This window comes from Brevibacterium limosum, from assembly GCF_011617705.1.
Lineage (GTDB): Bacteria > Actinomycetota > Actinomycetes > Actinomycetales > Brevibacteriaceae > Brevibacterium > Brevibacterium limosum.
This window is the reverse complement of the sequence record NZ_CP050154.1, coordinates 3,558,688-3,575,170: the sequence shown is the minus strand read 5'-3', so window position 1 is coordinate 3,575,170 and position 16,483 is coordinate 3,558,688. Positions and strand designations below refer to the sequence as shown.

General features: G+C 62.5%; 14 protein-coding genes. 11 read left to right on the top strand and 3 right to left on the bottom strand.

The window, feature by feature from the left end; genetic code table 11:
* Nucleotides 1-36 precede the first annotated feature (36 nt).
* From GUY37_RS16125 to GUY37_RS16115, 3 genes are read left to right on the top strand one after another with little or no spacing between them, the layout of a single operon-like run.
* Nucleotides 37-846, top strand: a complete 810-nt coding sequence (locus GUY37_RS16125; protein WP_166827674.1) for an SDR family NAD(P)-dependent oxidoreductase — start codon at nucleotides 37-39, stop codon at nucleotides 844-846.
* A 26-nt stretch (nucleotides 847-872) separates the two neighbouring features.
* On the top strand, nucleotides 873-2,072 hold the full coding sequence (locus GUY37_RS16120) for a serine hydrolase domain-containing protein (RefSeq protein WP_208094700.1): 1,200 nt from the start codon (nucleotides 873-875) through the stop codon (nucleotides 2,070-2,072).
* A 39-nt stretch (nucleotides 2,073-2,111) separates the two neighbouring features.
* Nucleotides 2,112-4,364, top strand: coding sequence for a cytochrome P450 (locus GUY37_RS16115; RefSeq protein ID WP_166827671.1), 2,253 nt, complete (start codon nucleotides 2,112-2,114; stop codon nucleotides 4,362-4,364).
* Between the two features lie 4 nt (nucleotides 4,365-4,368).
* On the opposite strand, the gene GUY37_RS16110 is transcribed toward GUY37_RS16115, so the two are convergent.
* The 3 genes from GUY37_RS16110 to GUY37_RS16100 all read right to left on the bottom strand — a co-directional run bounded on the left by GUY37_RS16110 (nucleotide 4,369) and on the right by GUY37_RS16100 (nucleotide 8,372).
* Nucleotides 4,369-4,947, bottom strand: coding sequence for a TetR/AcrR family transcriptional regulator (locus GUY37_RS16110; protein ID WP_166827668.1), 579 nt, complete (start codon nucleotides 4,945-4,947; stop codon nucleotides 4,369-4,371).
* A 256-nt stretch (nucleotides 4,948-5,203) separates the two neighbouring features.
* A complete protein-coding gene (locus GUY37_RS16105; RefSeq protein WP_166827665.1) occupies nucleotides 5,204-6,934 on the bottom strand; it encodes a CocE/NonD family hydrolase in 1,731 nt (576 codons plus the stop codon).
* Complete coding sequence (locus tag GUY37_RS16100) at nucleotides 6,927-8,372, bottom strand: MFS transporter (RefSeq protein WP_208094699.1); 1,446 nt, start codon at nucleotides 8,370-8,372, stop codon at nucleotides 6,927-6,929. Before GUY37_RS16100 ends, GUY37_RS16105 begins: the two co-directional genes overlap by 8 nt.
* A gap of 114 nt (nucleotides 8,373-8,486) precedes the next feature.
* Here GUY37_RS16100 and GUY37_RS16095 point away from each other — a divergent pair, with 114 nt between their 5' ends.
* The 8 genes from GUY37_RS16095 to GUY37_RS16060 all read left to right on the top strand — a co-directional run bounded on the left by GUY37_RS16095 (nucleotide 8,487) and on the right by GUY37_RS16060 (nucleotide 16,467).
* On the top strand, nucleotides 8,487-9,419 hold the full coding sequence (locus GUY37_RS16095) for an MBL fold metallo-hydrolase (RefSeq protein WP_166827662.1): 933 nt from the start codon (nucleotides 8,487-8,489) through the stop codon (nucleotides 9,417-9,419).
* Between the two features lie 709 nt (nucleotides 9,420-10,128).
* Entirely contained in the window at nucleotides 10,129-10,908 is a 780-nt protein-coding gene (locus tag GUY37_RS16090) for a CoA transferase subunit A (protein ID WP_166827660.1), read from the top strand.
* A 36-nt stretch (nucleotides 10,909-10,944) separates the two neighbouring features.
* Nucleotides 10,945-11,637, top strand: a complete 693-nt coding sequence (locus GUY37_RS16085) for a 3-oxoacid CoA-transferase subunit B (RefSeq protein WP_166827657.1) — start codon at nucleotides 10,945-10,947, stop codon at nucleotides 11,635-11,637.
* Nucleotides 11,638-11,693: 56 nt separating this feature from the next.
* Nucleotides 11,694-12,788: a thiolase family protein gene (locus GUY37_RS16080; RefSeq protein WP_208094698.1), complete on the top strand. Its 1,095-nt coding sequence runs from the start codon at nucleotides 11,694-11,696 to the stop codon at nucleotides 12,786-12,788.
* A gap of 17 nt (nucleotides 12,789-12,805) precedes the next feature.
* Nucleotides 12,806-13,261 (top strand): Zn-ribbon domain-containing OB-fold protein, encoded by a 456-nt coding sequence (locus GUY37_RS16075; RefSeq protein ID WP_208094697.1) that lies wholly within the window; start codon nucleotides 12,806-12,808, stop codon nucleotides 13,259-13,261.
* Between the two features lie 52 nt (nucleotides 13,262-13,313).
* Nucleotides 13,314-14,741, top strand: a complete 1,428-nt coding sequence (locus GUY37_RS16070; protein ID WP_166827652.1) for an MFS transporter — start codon at nucleotides 13,314-13,316, stop codon at nucleotides 14,739-14,741.
* Nucleotides 14,741-16,039 (top strand): MFS transporter, encoded by a 1,299-nt coding sequence (locus GUY37_RS16065; RefSeq protein ID WP_166827649.1) that lies wholly within the window; start codon nucleotides 14,741-14,743, stop codon nucleotides 16,037-16,039. The genes GUY37_RS16070 and GUY37_RS16065 overlap by 1 nt, the downstream gene beginning before the upstream one ends.
* Nucleotides 16,040-16,041: 2 nt before the next feature.
* On the top strand, nucleotides 16,042-16,467 hold the full coding sequence (locus tag GUY37_RS16060; protein WP_166827646.1) for a MaoC family dehydratase: 426 nt from the start codon (nucleotides 16,042-16,044) through the stop codon (nucleotides 16,465-16,467).
* Nucleotides 16,468-16,483: the final 16 nt, after the last annotated feature.

The following is a 16,483-nucleotide window of genomic DNA, read 5'->3' as shown; positions in this document are numbered from 1 at the left end:
AGACTGTTTCCTACATCACACCAAGGAGGCAGAGCAATGAAGCTGGCAGACAAGGTTGCCGTCGTCACAGGAGCGGCATCAGGTATGGGACGAGCCGCCGTCGAGGAGCTGGTCCGAAACGGCGCAACGGTCTACGCGATCGATCTGCGTGAAGAACCGCTTCTCCAGGCTTTCGAATCCGAGGCATCGGTCCGGACCATCGCGCTGGACATCTCCGACTCATCATCGGTGTCCCGCGCTCTTCGCCGCGTCGAGGATGAACAGTCGCGGCTCGATGTGCTGATCAACGCGGCGGGCGTCTCCACCCCGAACAGTGAGAAACAGCGCTGGGTCGACGAGATCAACCACGAGATGATCAATGCGGCCAAGGAAGGTCGGGAGTACCACCCGGATTTCCTCTCAGGCATCACCGACGATGATTTTCGTCGAGTCATCGACATCAACCTCAACGGCACCTTCTTTATGATCAGGGAAGCAGCTTCGCTGATGAAAGAGACAGGAGGATCGATCGTCAACTTCGCTTCCGTTGCGGGGCTGATGGGTCTGCCGATGCCCGCCTATTACCCGGCCTCGAAGGCCGCGATCGTGGGGATGACCAAGGCCATCGCGGCCGAGCTCGCCCCCTTCGATATCCGTGTCAACGCCCTCGCCCCGGCGGGGATCAACACTGCGATGTTCGCCGCCTCCGGCGACGAGCACATGGACGCTCTGCTGGCACTGCAACCGCTCAAACGCGTTGCCGAGCCGGAAGAGATCGCCAAGACCGTCCTGTTCCTCGCTTCCGAGGAATCCGGACATTACACCGGTCAGACGCTGTCGCCCTCCGGCGGCGCGGTGATGATGTGAGCCTGCCCAGCGAAAGGAACAGACAGATGGATATGCACAGAGACGTCGTCATCAATGACATTGCCGGCATGGAAGCTCGCTTCATCAACCGTCTGGACGAGGCGATTGCAGAAGACCTGCAGGCGGAGTCCTACTACGGAGCCAGCGTGGTCGTCGCCAGGGGCGGCGAGATCGCGCTGAAGGGAACCTACGGCCAATCGGATCGTCACCGAGGTCGTGCCACCGGCCCCGATGACGTCTACCGAATTCTGTCGATGTCCAAGGGACTCACCAACGCCCTCGTCTACCGCGCACTGAGCGAGGGGCGGATCATGCTGTCGACCCGTGTCGTCGACCTCATCCCGGAATTCTTCGGCACCGAGCCGTTCCGGGCAGCGCGCAAAGAGCGCATCAATCTGGCGCACCTGCTCACCCACCGTGCGGGAATGCCTGCGACGCCCAACCCAGGGCTGGGGCCGGAGTCCTTTGCGGTGCTTGCAGACGTCATCGACGCCCTCGGCTCCGTGGATGTGGTCAATGAGCCCGGAGAGAACCTCAACTACTCGGCTGCGATCAACCACGCGCTCATCGGCGAGATGCTGCGCAGGGCCTACGGCGCAGTCTCGTTCCGAGACCTCATGCACGAAAAGATCTTCGCACCAGCCGGAATGAACACGACGCGCTTCGGCCTGCCCGAGGACTGGGTGGACCGGGCGGTCCCTCTCGAGGTGATCGTCGCCAATGACTCCTGGTTGAAGCCCGAGGACATCGAAGTGCTCAATGAGGTCATCGCCCGCTCTGACGCAGAGATGCCGTGGGTCGGAGCGGTCTCCACGATCGATGACGTCTTCACGTTCACCGAGCTGCTGCGGAATCGGGGCCGCTCCGCCTCGGGCGAACTCCTCTTCAGTCCGGCGGTACTCGACTTCGCCACCACGAAACAGACCGGCGACCAGATCAACGACCTCTACGGCATGGTCGCAGCGGCACGGCACTGGGATGCTCCCGAGGGCAACATGGGACTCGGAATGGCTCTGGCGGGCACCGGAACCTATGCGCGATTCTTCGGCCCGTTCGTGTCGCCGCGGACATTCGGCTCCTACGGCGCGGGTTCGTCCCTTCTGTGGGTCGACCCTGTCTCAGACGTCAGCTTCTGCTTCCTGTCGAGCGGCGTCATGGATGAGGCCGATAACGTGGCCAGATTCCAACGTCTGTCATCAATCGTCGCCTCCGCGGTCATCGACTGACCGAGCCAAACGGACTTCAGAGAGGAAGATCCCGCCATTATGACCACCACGTCTCACGACTCCCGTCCGGTCGGCCGCTGCCCCATCGCGCACGGCTTCGACGTCATGGGCGACGACTACTACACAGATCCCGCGGTCCACCTAGCCGAATTTAGGGAGCAGACCCCGGTCTTCTGGTACGAGCCCCTGCACGCTTGGATCGTCACCACGCGTGAGGACTGTCTCGAAGTCCTATCGGACTGGCAGACGTTCTCCTCCGCGTCGAACTCCGCAGCGGATGTCCCCGAACGGCACCGGAGCGTCTATCCGCCCGAATTGGTGGCCAAGATGATCGTCGGCATGGATCCGCCCGATCACACGCTGGCGCGGTCGGTGGCACAGAAGGGCTTTGTCAAGGACCGGATGGATCGACTCCAACCCGAGATCGAGGCCCGTGCCAACCGCATCATCGACCGCTTCGAGGAACAGGGTTCGGCGAACCTCCTCGAGGAGTACTCCCTCGAACTGACCACCCAGACGATCATGGCGCTGCTCGGATTGGACTACGAATACGAGGGCATGCTGCGCCAACTTCGTGACGATCTGTTCGCCATCCTCTCCTCGGCTCACGCGCCGATGGAGGAACCCGAGAAGTCCGTCGTCTGGGACCGCTTCGTCGACTCCAATCTCGTTCTCCGCGAGATCATCGACCAGCGACGCGATTCGGAGGCCGACGACCTCATCTCGGTGATGGCCTCGACACGGAACTCTGACGGAGCATTCGCGTTGTCGTCGGAACAGATCGGCTTGCACATCTCGGAATTCTCGGCGGCGGGGACCGACACCACCGCACAGGCGATGACAAATGCCGTGCTCTTCGTGACGCAGCATTCCGAAGCTCTTGAAGACGCCCTGGTGGAGCCGCAGCTTTGGTCGAACGTCTTCGAGGAGACCGTCCGTCGTCGCCCGTCCTCGACCTTCACCTCCCGCAAGACCACCCGCCCGGTGACACTTTCGGGTGTCGAGATCCCGACCGGTGACATGATCTTCGTCGGCTTGGCATCGGCCAATACCGATCCGACCTACGTGCGCGATCCCTTCGAGTTCGACATCCACAGACCGGTCCCGACCGACCATCTCGCGTTCACCGCGGGGCGTCACACCTGCTTGGGCAACCCGCTTGCCCGGGTGCAGGGTGCTACGGGTCTGCGGGTGCTCTTCGAACGGCTGCCCTCATTGCGACCGGATGACATTCACGAGCTCGACTTCGCACGGCTGCCGCTGCTGCCGGTCCGTCGCTCGCTGCACGTGCACTGGGACGTCGAGGATGTGCGCCGCAATCGCACGCAGACTATCCGGCAGCTCAATCTACGGGTCGCCGAGCGAACCGAGCTGACCGCTTCGGCGGCGGCCATCACTTTGGAACATCCGGACGGCGGTGTCCTTCCGCGGTGGAAGGCGGGCGCGCATATCGATGTGACCTTGACCGATGCTGGCGGAGAACCGCTGGTGCGACAGTACTCGCTGTCATCGGACCCGGCCGATGCCTCACGGTATCGCATCGGGATCTTGCGCGAGGATGACGGACGCGGCGGTTCGAAGCTTGCCCATGAGCAGCTGCAGGCAGGGTCCGAGGTGACTGTGTCCTGGCCGCGCAACAACTTCCGGCTGTCCGGGGCGCAGAAGTATCTCTTCATCGCCGGCGGAATCGGGATCACCCCGATGCTGGCGATGATTCGAGAGGCGAATGCTGCCGGCGCGGAGTGGGAGCTGCACTATGCGGGCCGCGCCCGCGCGACCATGGCGTTCCTCGACGAGCTCGCGGAGTTCGGGGATCGTGTCACCCTCTATCCGGGCGACGAAGGTCGGCGTCTGTCCCTGTCCGGACTTCTCGAGCATGCCCAGGACAACTGCCTGGTGTACGTCTGCGGGCCCGAATCGCTGATGGATGCCGCAGAACAGGCAATGGGTGAATGGCCCGATGATGCGCTTCGACTCGAACGATTCGCTCCCAAGACAGTCGAGCGCACCGAGCCGGATACTCCCTTCGAAGTGCGGTTCGAGGCGAGTGGAGTGTCGGTCGAGGTGAGATCAGATCAGACGATCCTCGAGGCGGCCGCGGAGGCGGGTCTCCCCGTGATCTCATCGTGTGAGGAAGGCACCTGCGGCACGTGTGAGACCCGTGTGGTGTCCGGGGATGTCGATCACCGGGATTCGGTTCTCAGCACCTCCGAGCAGGCGGCGAACGAGACGATGATGATCTGCGTCTCCCGCGCTCAGGGGACCTGTCCGCTGTTGGTGCTCGATAAGTGATGTCTCAGTCGAGGAAGGCTGACCACTGCTCGGCGAGGCTGCGCAGGATGAGCTTCTCCGGAATCGCTTGTCCGCGCACGTAGAGGAAGTAGAAGTTGTGCTCCAGCCCGATCATGAGAGTGATGAGGTGCGCCTCCCACTGATCGAGGTCGGTGTCGTTGCGGGAATCGGTGCGCGCCTCGGCTCGCGAGCGGGTGACCCGTCGGTGGAGTTCGAGCCATTCGTCGAACACCTCGGAATCGACGGTCATGGCCCGCGAGATGGCGTCGAACTCGGCGCGATGTGTCTTCCACAGCTGTGCGGCCGTCTCCAGCCAAGTCATGACACCGTCGACCGTGGTTTCCACACGGTCGAGTCCGCGGTACAGGCCGAGGACCTCGGACTCCAACTGGCGCATACGGTGCAGCACGATCTGCGACTTACTGGTGAAGTGCAGATACAGATTAGCCCTGCTCGTCTCAGCGTGCCGGGCGATCTGCACCATCGACGTCGTTTCGTAGCCGGCGGTTTCGAACAGCTCGAGCGCTGAGTCGACGATGCGCTGCTGCGTCTGCAGCTTGTCGATGTCCCGCTGGGTGGCCACTCGGCTCCTCTTCATCGGCTGTGGTCCGGCAGCACAAGCCTAGCGAATTCGGCGTGGATCTGGTGATGCTCCGGTGGTCGCGGGCGGCTTCGGCGGACATCGAGGACATCGATGCTGAGGAGATGGAGAAGAGCGGGGTGTCGCGGCCCTGGGCATAGTGTCGCGCGATGCGGAACAGACCGCGGCTGCAGCCGACCGCCGCGGCGGCGGACGGCAGCCTCAGCGAGGGCCGCACAGTACCGAGGGATCGATCTCCTCAGCCCTGCCGGTTCTGTGCGGTCACCGGCAGCACGAGTCGGGACTGATGCTTCGCGTCGCGGTAGATCTTGTGCGACACCGGGCGTCCGATCGGCAGGTGGAACGCGTCCGGGGGCAGCAGCGAGTTGTGGTCGTCGACGAGCGGTTCGACGTTCGACAGTTCCGCCACCAGGCGATGCCCGGTGCGGAAGGTCGCCGCGAAGGGATAGAGCCTGAGGATGTATTCGTTGATCACGCCCGGCTCGACCGGCACCGCACGCGTATGCGGATGGTGCGGGTCGCCGGGGCTCGTCTTCTCCTCGTCGAGTTCGCGGTGCGTGGCCTTGAGGTACCCGGTCGTGATGAGCTGACGGGCGCCTCCGGGGGCGACGTCCCACATGCGGAGGATGAAGTTCGTGTCCTCCTGGTCGATCTCGGCGAAGATGTGCGCCGCACCGGTGCCCATCATCTGTGTGTCGGTGTCGAAGAGGGGAGTCGACCACGTGAGGATCTGCACCTCGTCTGTCACTGTCAACGGTGCCTGGTAGAAGCCGTCGGGTGCGGCATAGTCGGCGGTCATCGGCTCCGGCTCGATCGACAGCTTCCCCCGAGGCCGCAGGTAGAAGGACTGATGCTCCGGAGCCTGCGGCGGCCACTGCGACCCGGAGACGATCTCACGGGAGCCTTCGACGAAGATGTTGACGCTCGGTTCGTCCATGATGCCGTTGTCGATGCCTTTGAGCCAGTACTCGTACCAGCGGAACATCGTGTCGTGCTCCTCGACGAACGGCCGCGACTGCATCGGCGGGTAGGCGCCGATGTCGAGTCGCTTGGGCCCGCCGAGGTTGTCGAACGTCTCGATCGTGCTGTCGATCGTCCATCCACGGCCCTGATCGATCTGCAGCCATGTGGGGATGTCGATGTTCTTCGCGAGATTGACCGGATTGCGCTCTTCGTACCACTGCCCGTCGAGTTCGTTGGTGATGATGTCGAACCAGGCTTCGTGGTGCTTCGGGTAGTGGAGGGTGTGGACGAGGTTGGGCCACGCCTGGACGTCGGGATCCGCGAGGCGTTTGTCGACGATGGCCTTGAGCTCGTCCGGCGAGTACTCCTCGAGCATGCGGGACTTGGTGCGGTCGGTGAAGGCCCACCCGGAGTCTCCACCGCGGCCCTCGCGTGCGGCGCGCGGCATGAACCACATGATGCCACCGTGATAGGTCGTCTCATAGAAGTCGTAGTGGCCGCCGGAGACGAAGATCGCCTTGAGGTGCGGGGGGCGTTCTGCGGCGGCGATGACCTGCATGGAACCGAAGTAGGAGATGCCGATCATGCCGACATTGCCGTCGCACCACGGCTGGTCGGCGACCCATTCGATGAAGTCGTAGGCATCCTCGCCCAGAGACACGCCTCCGGCGTTGTAGTTGCCGATGTGCTCGCCTTCCGAGGTACCGGAGCCGCGGAGGTCGCCGATGACGTGGACGTAGTCCTCGGCGACGACGCGGGAGATGTCGCCGGCCTCGATGCAGCCGTCCCACAATGGGCTCGGCCGCTTCTGCGGAGGCATCGTCAGCGCCATCGCCTGCAGTTCCTTGCCGTAAGGGCTGAGCGCCACCAGCGCCGGGCGAGGCTTCTGGTCGTTGCCTTCGTAAGCGTCGGCGGCCAGACGAGTCCCATCGCGCATGGGCACGCTGAGGTCCTTGCGGATGCGGATGTCCTGAATTCCGTCGTTCCAGGTGCGGGTGTCAGTCATGAGAGGAAGCCCTTTCATCGGTCGGGGTGGTGGTCGGGTGCACCGTTCGGTGCGGTGCCAGATCGGGGTCCGATCGCCTCGGCGGTGTGGTGGCGCGGGCGAGCGGGACGCAGGCGAACGCCGCGGCAGCGATGAGGCCGGGGACGGCGAAGAAGAGGAACGTCGACTGGACGGGCAGCTCGAGTGCCTGGAGGAATCCGCCGAAGGTGGGGCCGAGGATGGCGCCGGCGCGGCCGATCCCGGAGGCAAGCCCCAGGGCCGTCGACCGCACCGAAGACGGGTAGAACTGGGAGACGAAGGCGTAGGAGATGTTCTGCGAGCCCATCGTGCAGGCACCGGCGATCGCGACGAAGAGGAGCAGCAAGACGATGTCGGCGCGCACACCGAGGAGGACGAGGGAGACGGCGGCGATGACGAACATCGGCACGAGGACCCGCTTCGTTCCGATTCGGTCGGCCAGGCGTCCGAGCGAGAGTGTGCCGACGATCGCACCGACGTTGAGCACGATCATGAACGTCAGACTCGAGTCGAGGGCGTAGCCGGCGGTCATCATGAGATTGGGCAGCCAGGTCGTGACTCCGTTGACCATGAGCAGGCACATGAAGAACGCGATCCAGATCATCACCGTGGCCAGGCCGCGGCCGTGCCCGAAGATCAAGGCGAGGGAGGCTCGCGGATGCGCTCGGCGGGAGTCGCGGGCGGTCGGCTCGGTATCAGGGGCCGCGGTCGCCTCGGTGCTTCCCATGTACAGGTCCGCGTTCCCGAGGCCACCCGCGGTGGGGGCGAGTCGGTGCAGGGTCGTCCGCAGCGTCTCCGTGCGACCGAGGCGGATGAGAGTGGTGGGGGAGTCGAAGAACCAGCGTGCCGACAGCGGCAGGGTCAGAACCGGGATGAGTGCCACCCAGTACACGCTCTGCCAGCCGAAGGCGGGGATGAGTCTCATGGCGGCGAAGGCCGCGACGATGCCGCCGACGGAGAACAGGCAGGTGACGATCGCGACCATGGTGTTCGCTGTCCGCTTCGGGGCATAGTCGGTGATCATCGCGATGATGTTCGGCAGGATCCCACCGATGCCCACACCGGCGATCGCCCGCAGGGCGCCGAAGACCTCCGGGGCGGATGCGAAGGCGCAGCCGAATGTCGCGAGGCTGAAGATCAGCACGCTGGCGATGAGCATCCGCCGACGCCCGAAGCGGTCGGCGAGGAAGCCGAAGCAGATCGCCCCGATCATCATGCCGAAGAGGCCGACGCTCCCGATCACCCCCGCCTCGACCGGGCCGATCGCCCATTCGCGTATGAGGATCGGCAGCACAGAGCCGTAGATGACGAGGTCGTACATATCGAAGAGGACAATGAAACACGACCAGAACAGCAGCCAGCCGTGGAAGCGGTTGGGGCGGGCATTCTGGATAAACGCAGCAGCATCGATGGTTCTCACAGAGACGGTCTTTCACGGAAGGAGTGGCGCCGATGGCGTATAGACAATATTATTATGACAAAGATTGGATCGAGAATCCACCACGTCAGTTCGACGACGAAAGCAGGAGCCTCCATGGCAGTCACCGTGTCCCCTCTCTTCTCTCCCTGGGGCCGATTCGGCCTGTACTCGTTCTTCATCGATGCCGAGGAGCCGGCCATCGTCGATGCGGGAGTGACGTCGACAGTCGACGGCACCGTCGCTGAACTGGAGAAGTCGGGTCGGCGCATCGAGGACGTCCGCTGGATCCTGCTCACCCACGGACACATCGACCACCTCGGCGGAGCTTATGCTCTGTGGGAGCTGACCGGGCGGAAGGCGAAGGTCGTCATCCACGAGGCGGACCTCGACTATCTGCGCAGACGTCGAGCCCATGTGGAGAACTACCTCGAGCTGCGCGATCACTACCTCGACAATCCCGAGGCAGAATCGCAGCAGACCGGAATGGCCGAAGCGGCGATCTCCGGAGAGATGAGTGCCGATGTCGTGCTGCGCGGCGGGGAGAGCCTGTCGCTCGGAGGTGGGGTGAGCGTGAGCGCGCACAGCATCCCCGGCCACACCGCGGGATCGGTCGCTTATGTCATCGATGGGCAGAACGATGTCTTCGTCGGCGACGCCGTGCAGATCCACGGGGCGGCCAACGGCTTCCCCGGGTACGAGGATCCGAACGCCTACCGGAGCAGCCTCGAGTGTCTGCGCGACGTGGTCCGGCCGAACCGGCTCTTCCTTGGTCACCCGTACAGAAACTCGGCCGGTGAGCCCTATGACATCGGCCTCGATGCCGCCGGTGCGGCCCAGGCGTTCGAGGAGTCACTGGCGATCGAGGCGCGCATTCGCGAGGCGGTCGGGGAGGGGTTCGCCGAGACCTCGTCGCCGTACTCGCCGTTCGAAGCCGTGGCCACTGAGATCGGCTACAGCGGCGACCCGAGCCTGGAGCCCTCTCCGTTCTTCACCACGATGGACGGATACCGGAGGCTGTTCGATGGTGAGTCGGAGGGCGGTCGCTGACTGTCGGTCCATCACCGCGACCGAAGTCCATCTCGTGCGGAGTTCTTAGCGTGATCCTTGTTTCACACCGGTTCATTAGTATGCGCCGGCTGGGACGGATGGAGACCGATGGGGACCCGCCCGATATCCGTAACAGCATGCATGAGGACACGCCTCAGAATGAGCCCGCCATCGACCCGGAGCCTGGGACAGTGAAGGTTCGGGCGTACTGCCTAAGAGAAAAAGATCCGGGCCTTCATCTTTGCTCACTTAGAGGGCCAGCGGTGCAATACGATCGGTCCTATTTGAGCGTCGTGATCACGCTGACCGAGTTGGCTAGTGCACCCTGAACGGTGAAGCTGTATCGGGTGCTTCGGCAAGCTTCTGCAGCTCCTCTGAAGATGATGACGATGCGGTGAGAGAGGTTTCGGCCTGGATCTCAAGTCTGCAAGATCGATATCGAAATCTAGGGATACTTCAATGCGGGGGCGCTCCAGCGGGAGTGGAAGCCGCACATGTTCTTACAATCCGCCCAGTGACGGCCCGGCACAACCTAAGCGCAATGGCCATCCGCAGTTGCCACCGAGAATAGTGTTGCTCTGACCAGCATTTTTGCATTTTTTGCAGTTCCTGAGGGGGAAGTCCGCGTTTCTCGCCAGTGACTCCGCCAACACTGGTGCATATCGTCGAGGACAGTTCGATCAAAGGCGATGCAAAGGAGAACTCTCTGATGGACAAAGTACAGGCTTCGGCTGCTGAAGCAATTCGGGATATCCCATCTGGAGCTTCCGTAGCGGTCGGTGGATTCGGCCTCGTCGGAGTGCCGATCACCCTCATTCGGGCCCTGCGCGATCTGGGCGTCGATGACCTGGAGGTCGTCTCGAACAACTGCGGCATCGATGACTGGGGGCTCGGTGAGATTCTGAGCACCGGCCAAATTTCGCGCATGATCGCCTCCTACGTGGGAGAGAATCACGAATTCGCACGTCGGTACCTCGGTGGAGAGCTGGAATTGGAGTTCGCACCGCAAGGAACGCTTGCTGAGAGAATGCGCTGCGGCGGTGCCGGAATCCCGGGCTTCTACACTGCCTCCGGAGTCGGCACTGTCGTGGCCGATGGGGGCCTGCCGTGGAAGTACGACGGGGAAGGCAATGTGATCGTGGAATCACCGGCGAAAGAGACTCGGACATTCGACCGTTTCGGCCCCGGGCTCAGCTACGTCCTGGAGGAAGCCATCGTCACCGACTTCTCTTTGGTCCGCGCCGCGAGAGGCGACCGCCACGGGAATCTTGTCTTCGAGAAGGCAGAGCGCGCTTTCAGCCCTGTCGCGGCCACCTGCGGACGCGTCACGATCGCCGAGGTGGAGGAGCTGGTCGAACCCGGAGAGATCGATCCTGACGATGTCGACATTCCCGGCATCTACGTTCACCGTGTCATTGCCCAGACGGCCGAGGTCGCGAAGGAGCTTCCCATCGAGAAGCTCAAGACCCGGCCCCGCACAGCTGCCTGAACGTCTGCCGAATAAGAGAGATTGCGAGGAAATACCATGACTTGGACGCGCGACGACATGGCCGCACGTGCGGCACTTGAGCTCCCAGCGGGGGGCTACGTCAACCTGGGTATCGGTTTGCCCACCCTCATCCCGAACTTCCTGCCGGAGGGCGTCGAGATCACGATGCATTCGGAGAACGGAATCGTCGGAGTAGGCCCCTACCCCTTCGAAGGCGAGGAGGACCCGAAGCTCATCAACGCAGGCAAAGAAACCGTCACTGTAATGCCCGGTGCAGCCTACTTCGACTCGTCTATGAGCTTTGGAATGGTCCGCGGCGGGAAGCTCGACGTCACAGTGCTCGGAGGAATGCAGGTCTCAGCACAGGGCGATCTGGCGAACTGGACCGTGCCGGGAAAGATGATCAAGGGGCCTGGTGGCGCGATGGATCTTGTGCATGGCGCCAAACGCGTCATCGTGCTCATGGAGCATCTGACGAAGAACGGCGACCACCGCATCCTCGAAAAGTGCACACTTCCGCTGACCGGCAAAGGGGTCGTCTCGATGGTCATCACGAGTCACGGCGTGTTCGATGTCACTGACGACGGGCTCGTTCTTCGCGAGGTCGCGGGGGGACTGAGCATCGACGAGGTTATCGACGCGACGGGAGCTCCGGTGATCCTCGACCCGAAGCTGGCGCAAGTGACGGTGGGATCTTCGACGAGCGTTCGGGAAGAGGAACTCGTATGAGGGGCGCGGCAGTCGTCGGCGCGTTTGAACTTCCGCCACAGCGCACCACCCCCGGCGTGACCAGTCTTGAAATGATCGCCAGAGCGGCAAGGGGTGCGACCTTCGACGCCGGTCTTACTCCACAGGACATAGACGGCCTGATAATCGGCCCACAGGTCGGCGAGACGCCGCAGCACGCGCCGGCAGCATTAGCCGAATACCTGGGGTTGCAGCCGAGGTTCGCCGATATCGTCGATCTCGGGGGAGCGTGCGGGCCCGGCATGGTCTGGCGTGCGGCGGCTGCGATCGCGGCCGGAATGGCGGACACAGTTCTATGCGTGCTGGGCAACGCTCGTGACCCGGAACGTCTTCCCCGTTCGCCGAACCGAAACCCGATCCGCGAATTCGACGTCCCCTACGGTGCCAGCGGAGCCAATCAGGCCTACGCCATGGTCGCTCAGGCTCATATGGCCGAATTCGGAACGACACCCGAACAGCTTGCTCAGGTGCCAGTCAAACAGCGTCAGAATGCGATGCTCAACCCGAATGCTGTCTTCCACGGAAAGGAAATCACCGTCGACGACGTGCTGTCGTCCCCGATGGTCATGTCGCCTTTGCATCTGCTCGAGGTGGTCATGCCCTGCGGTGGGGGAGCCGCCGTCGTCGTGACCTCCTCCGATCGTGCTCACGACACCCCTCATGATCCGGTGTATCTGCTCGGCGCAGGGGAGATGGTCACTCACCGGGCATTGAGCCAGGCCCCGCGATTGACGACCTCGCCACTGGCACCGGCGATCGAACAGGCTTATCGAATGGCTGCAGTGCGAACCGATGAGCTCGACCTCCTATCAATCTATGACTGCTACTCCATCGTGGTAGCCGAGACCGTCGAAGACGCAGGCGTGTGCGCCAAAGGAGAGGGTGGGCCCTGGATCGAGCAGGCGGACTTCTCCATCACGTCCGATCTGCCGATCAACCCCCACGGCGGACAGCTTTCGACCGGCCAGTCCGACCTCGCCGGAGGAATGGGACACGTGGTCGAAGCCGTGTTGCAGCTGAGGGGCGATGCGATCGGAAGGCAGATTGACGACCCCGAACTCGCATTGGTCACCGGCAACGGCGCCACACTCAGCGAAGAAGTCGCCTTGATATTGGGCAACTCTCCTAGCTGAGCTCGAAAGGAACTGAAATGACCGACACTCAATCATCCAGCACAATAACGAAATCCGAATCGATCCAACGGCCGAGGTTGGTCACGACTCCGCTAACCGAACCGTTCTGGGATCGCGCTAACGAGGGCGAGCTGCTCATACAACATTGCTCGAATTGTGGTCATCGCCAGCACTATCCGCGCAACATCTGCACCTCATGCTGGGCGGATGAGCCCATGTGGATGAGTGCTTCTGGCAACGGCGTCGTCTGGACATTCACCCTCGTTGAAAAGCCTGGTCATCCTGCTTGGGCTGATGAGGTTCCGTACGTGATCGCCCTCGTCGAGCTGGAAGAGGGGCCGCGGATGATGACTCGGATCGTCGACTGTCCGCCCGAAACTGTGGCAGTGGGAATGCCGGTCAGCCTCGCTCCTATGTGGGACAACCAGCTCAATCAGATGCTGCTGAGTTTCGCACCTGCTGTTTCGGAATAGACAGCGACCAACCCGGGTGCACAACGCACTCGGCTGACAAGGAGGTCAGTAAATGACAACAGCGAACACGCAATCGACTCCCACCCGTACGCCGGCGATGGTTCGGCGCGCCAAATGGGGAAGCTTCATCGGAACCGCTATCGAATGGTACGACTTCTACCTCTACGGCACGGCAGCCGCACTCGTCTTCAACCAAGTGTTCTTCACAGATTTTGACGGACCCACCGGAACGCTCCTGTCCCTCATGACCTTCTCTGCAGGCTTCGTCGCACGACCGCTCGGCGGAATAGTCATGGGGCACTTCGGTGATCGAATCGGACGCAAATCGATGCTCGTGCTCTCGCTGATGACCATGGGTATCGCCACAACCCTCATCGGGTTCCTCCCGACCTACGCCACGATCGGCATCTGGGCCCCGTTCCTCTTGGTGCTGCTGCGCGTCATTCAAGGATTCGGAGTCGGAGGCGAATGGGGAGGCGCTGTTCTCGTCGCAGTCGAGCACGCGCCGAAGACGAAGAAGGGTTTGGCCGGATCTTGGCCGCAGGTCGGAGTGCCCGTCGGTCTCTTCATGGCCAACGCGGTGTTCATGATCATGAACTTCATCATCGGGCCGGAAGAATTTGTCGCGTGGGGTTGGCGGGTCGGATTCCTCGGCTCGGCACTGCTCATCGCTGTCGGCCTGATCATCCGCCTGAAGATGGAGGAGACTCCGGACTTCGCCGAGGTGAAGGAGACTGCGCAGGTCGCCAAGTTCCCCATCGCCGAGATGTTCCGCACCCAGTGGCGCAGACTCCTGCTCGCCGCCGGGGTGAAGATCTCGCAGAACGCGATCTTTTACATCATCACCGTATTCGTCCTCACCTATGTTGGAGAGTCGCTGGGCATGAGCGACGACGTCGCACTGGCCGGCGTGATGATCGCATGCGTGATCAGCGTCTTCTCCCTCATGTTCTTCGGCTGGGTATCCGACCAGTTCGGACGGCGACGGACCTACCTCTTCGGCGCTATCGCCTCCGCGGTCTTCGCCTACCCGATGTTCGCGCTGATGGACACACGCAACGTCGTTCTCATCGCAGTGGCGATTATCCTCGCATTCATCTTCCACGACGCGATGTACGGACCGCAGGCATCGTTCATGACTGAGATGTTCGAGACGAAGGTCCGGTACACGGGAACATCGCTGGGGTACCAGTTCGCTTCGACAATCGCGGGCGCGGTCTCACCCGTCCTCGCCGTCTATCTGCTGCAAGTAGGCAATGATCGACCCTGGTTGGTGGCGCTCTACATGATCGGCGTCAGTATTGTTTCGATCGTTGCAACGATCCTGTCGCCCGAGACCCACAGAGGCAATCGCAGAAAGGCAGCCAAGACTGATCGCACTGCGGATGCGGACGCGAATCAACTGCCTCGGCCCATGCGGGAGGAGCACTCGGGGAACACTTCCCAGCCAGCAGTTGCGACAGTCTCTGAACCTCAGTGATGGCAACGAGCAGGCGCGGGCAGATGTTGCTATTGGCCGCTGTCGAGGTCCTCGGATTGACAGTGTGGTTCTCAGCTACAGCGGTCTCCCCCGCGTTGCAGGCGGAATGGTCCATCAGTCCCTCATCGGCTGTATGGCTGACGGCATCGGTACAAGTTGGATTCGTCTGTGGCGGGATCGCGTCTGCCCTCCTCACCATCGGCGACAGATACAGACCACACTCCGTGATGTGCCTGTCCGCCTTCGGCGCTTCCCTGACCACGGCATGTCTGGCCCTCGTGGCGAATGGCCTATGGCCGGCGATCGGGTTCAGATTCTTCACTGGTGTTTTTCTCGCGGGGCTCTACCCGATCGGTATGAAGGTGATGGCCAGCTGGGCATCACCCCGCCAACGGGGGATGGCCTTCGGGCTGTTGATCGGTGCTCTGACGGTCGGTTCGGGCATGCCGCATCTTATCTCCGGGCTGGCTGAGGACCTGCCCTGGCGGTACATCATGCTCATCGCAGCCGGTGTCACCGCCCTGGCAGGAGTTCTGGCCGGCCTCTGGGTTCGCCAGGGGCCTCTCGGAGGCGCCGACACGACTCGACCGAAGATGCGCTACGCCTGGGCGGGCTTCAACTCACGTCCACCGCTGTTGGCCAACCTCGGATACTTCGGCCACATGTGGGAGCTCTACGCGTTCTGGACATGGCTTCCGACGTTCCTCCTGTTGAGCAGGCAGGCGACGGGAACAGAGGCAGATCCCGTCTCTCTCGGCACCTCGGTCTTCATCGCCATCGGGGTCGCCGGACTCATCGGCTGTCTGCTTGGCGGCTGGATCGCCGACCGGTGGGGAAGGAGCACGGCCGCGGTCTCGGCTCTGGTCGTCAGTGGCCTCTGTTGCCTCGTTTCGCCGGTGATGTTCACGGTGACAGGACCACTGATGCTCGTGTTCCTCATCATCTGGGGATGTTCGGTCATCGCTGACTCCGGAGTCTTCTCGACCTCACTGAGCGAGAGCATCGACCCACGTTACGTCGGAACCGCCTTGACCATGCAGACAACAGTCGGTTTTCTCATCACCGTCATCACGATTCAACTAGTGCCGCTGGCGGCAGAACTTACCAGCTGGCAATTCGCGTTTCTGATCCTGGTCCCAGGTCCCATCGTCGGAGCAGTGGCGATGGGCCTTCGGCACCGAAGGAATCCGACAACCTCGGACGCTGAGCCTCGATCGGATCAAGCCGACGCCCCGCCAACCACATCGACCGACCCCGTATATTCCCGATCCAAACCCATCAATGAGAAGGAGCAGTAACCATGACCGAATCAGTTGCCACCAAGAAGCTTGTCGTCGGACAGACGGCAGAGCTGACGCGCGAAGTCACGGCAAACGACATTGAGAAGTTCACCGACATCAGCGGAGACAGAAACCCGATTCACTACGACGAACAAGCGGCGAAGCAATCAAAGTTCGGCGAAATTGTCGTGCAGGGCGGAGTGACCAGTGCGATCCTCAACGCCGTCGTCGCCGAAGAGCTGCCAGGGCCCGGCACCGTGTTCCTCAACGTGAACTGGGATTTCAAAGCACCGGTCCGTCCTGGAGACACCATCACCGGTCGAGTCGAAGTCGTCGAAGCGCGCGAGGACAAACCCGTCACCAAGATCAAGACCGAGGTTGTTCGCGACGACGGCACGGTCGTCCTCGACGGTACTGCCGTGTGCTACACCATGTCTCTGACGTGATCGGACGTTCTCATTC

Excerpts from the sequence above, each read along its gene's own strand:
- GUY37_RS16125 (WP_166827674.1), top strand. The coding sequence starts at position 37 with ATGAAGCTGGCAGACAAGGTTGCCGTCGTCACAGGAGCGGCATCAGGT.
- GUY37_RS16120 (WP_208094700.1), top strand. The coding sequence starts at position 873 with ATGGATATGCACAGAGACGTCGTCATCAATGACATTGCCGGCATGGAA.
- GUY37_RS16115 (WP_166827671.1), top strand. The coding sequence starts at position 2,112 with ATGACCACCACGTCTCACGACTCCCGTCCGGTCGGCCGCTGCCCCATC.
- GUY37_RS16105 (WP_166827665.1), bottom strand. The coding sequence starts at position 6,934 with ATGACTGACACCCGCACCTGGAACGACGGAATTCAGGACATCCGCATC.
- GUY37_RS16095 (WP_166827662.1), top strand. The coding sequence starts at position 8,487 with ATGGCAGTCACCGTGTCCCCTCTCTTCTCTCCCTGGGGCCGATTCGGC.
- GUY37_RS16090 (WP_166827660.1), top strand. The coding sequence starts at position 10,129 with ATGGACAAAGTACAGGCTTCGGCTGCTGAAGCAATTCGGGATATCCCA.
- GUY37_RS16085 (WP_166827657.1), top strand. The coding sequence starts at position 10,945 with ATGACTTGGACGCGCGACGACATGGCCGCACGTGCGGCACTTGAGCTC.
- GUY37_RS16075 (WP_208094697.1), top strand. The coding sequence starts at position 12,806 with ATGACCGACACTCAATCATCCAGCACAATAACGAAATCCGAATCGATC.
- GUY37_RS16070 (WP_166827652.1), top strand. The coding sequence starts at position 13,314 with ATGACAACAGCGAACACGCAATCGACTCCCACCCGTACGCCGGCGATG.
- GUY37_RS16065 (WP_166827649.1), top strand. The coding sequence starts at position 14,741 with ATGGCAACGAGCAGGCGCGGGCAGATGTTGCTATTGGCCGCTGTCGAG.
- GUY37_RS16060 (WP_166827646.1), top strand. The coding sequence starts at position 16,042 with ATGACCGAATCAGTTGCCACCAAGAAGCTTGTCGTCGGACAGACGGCA.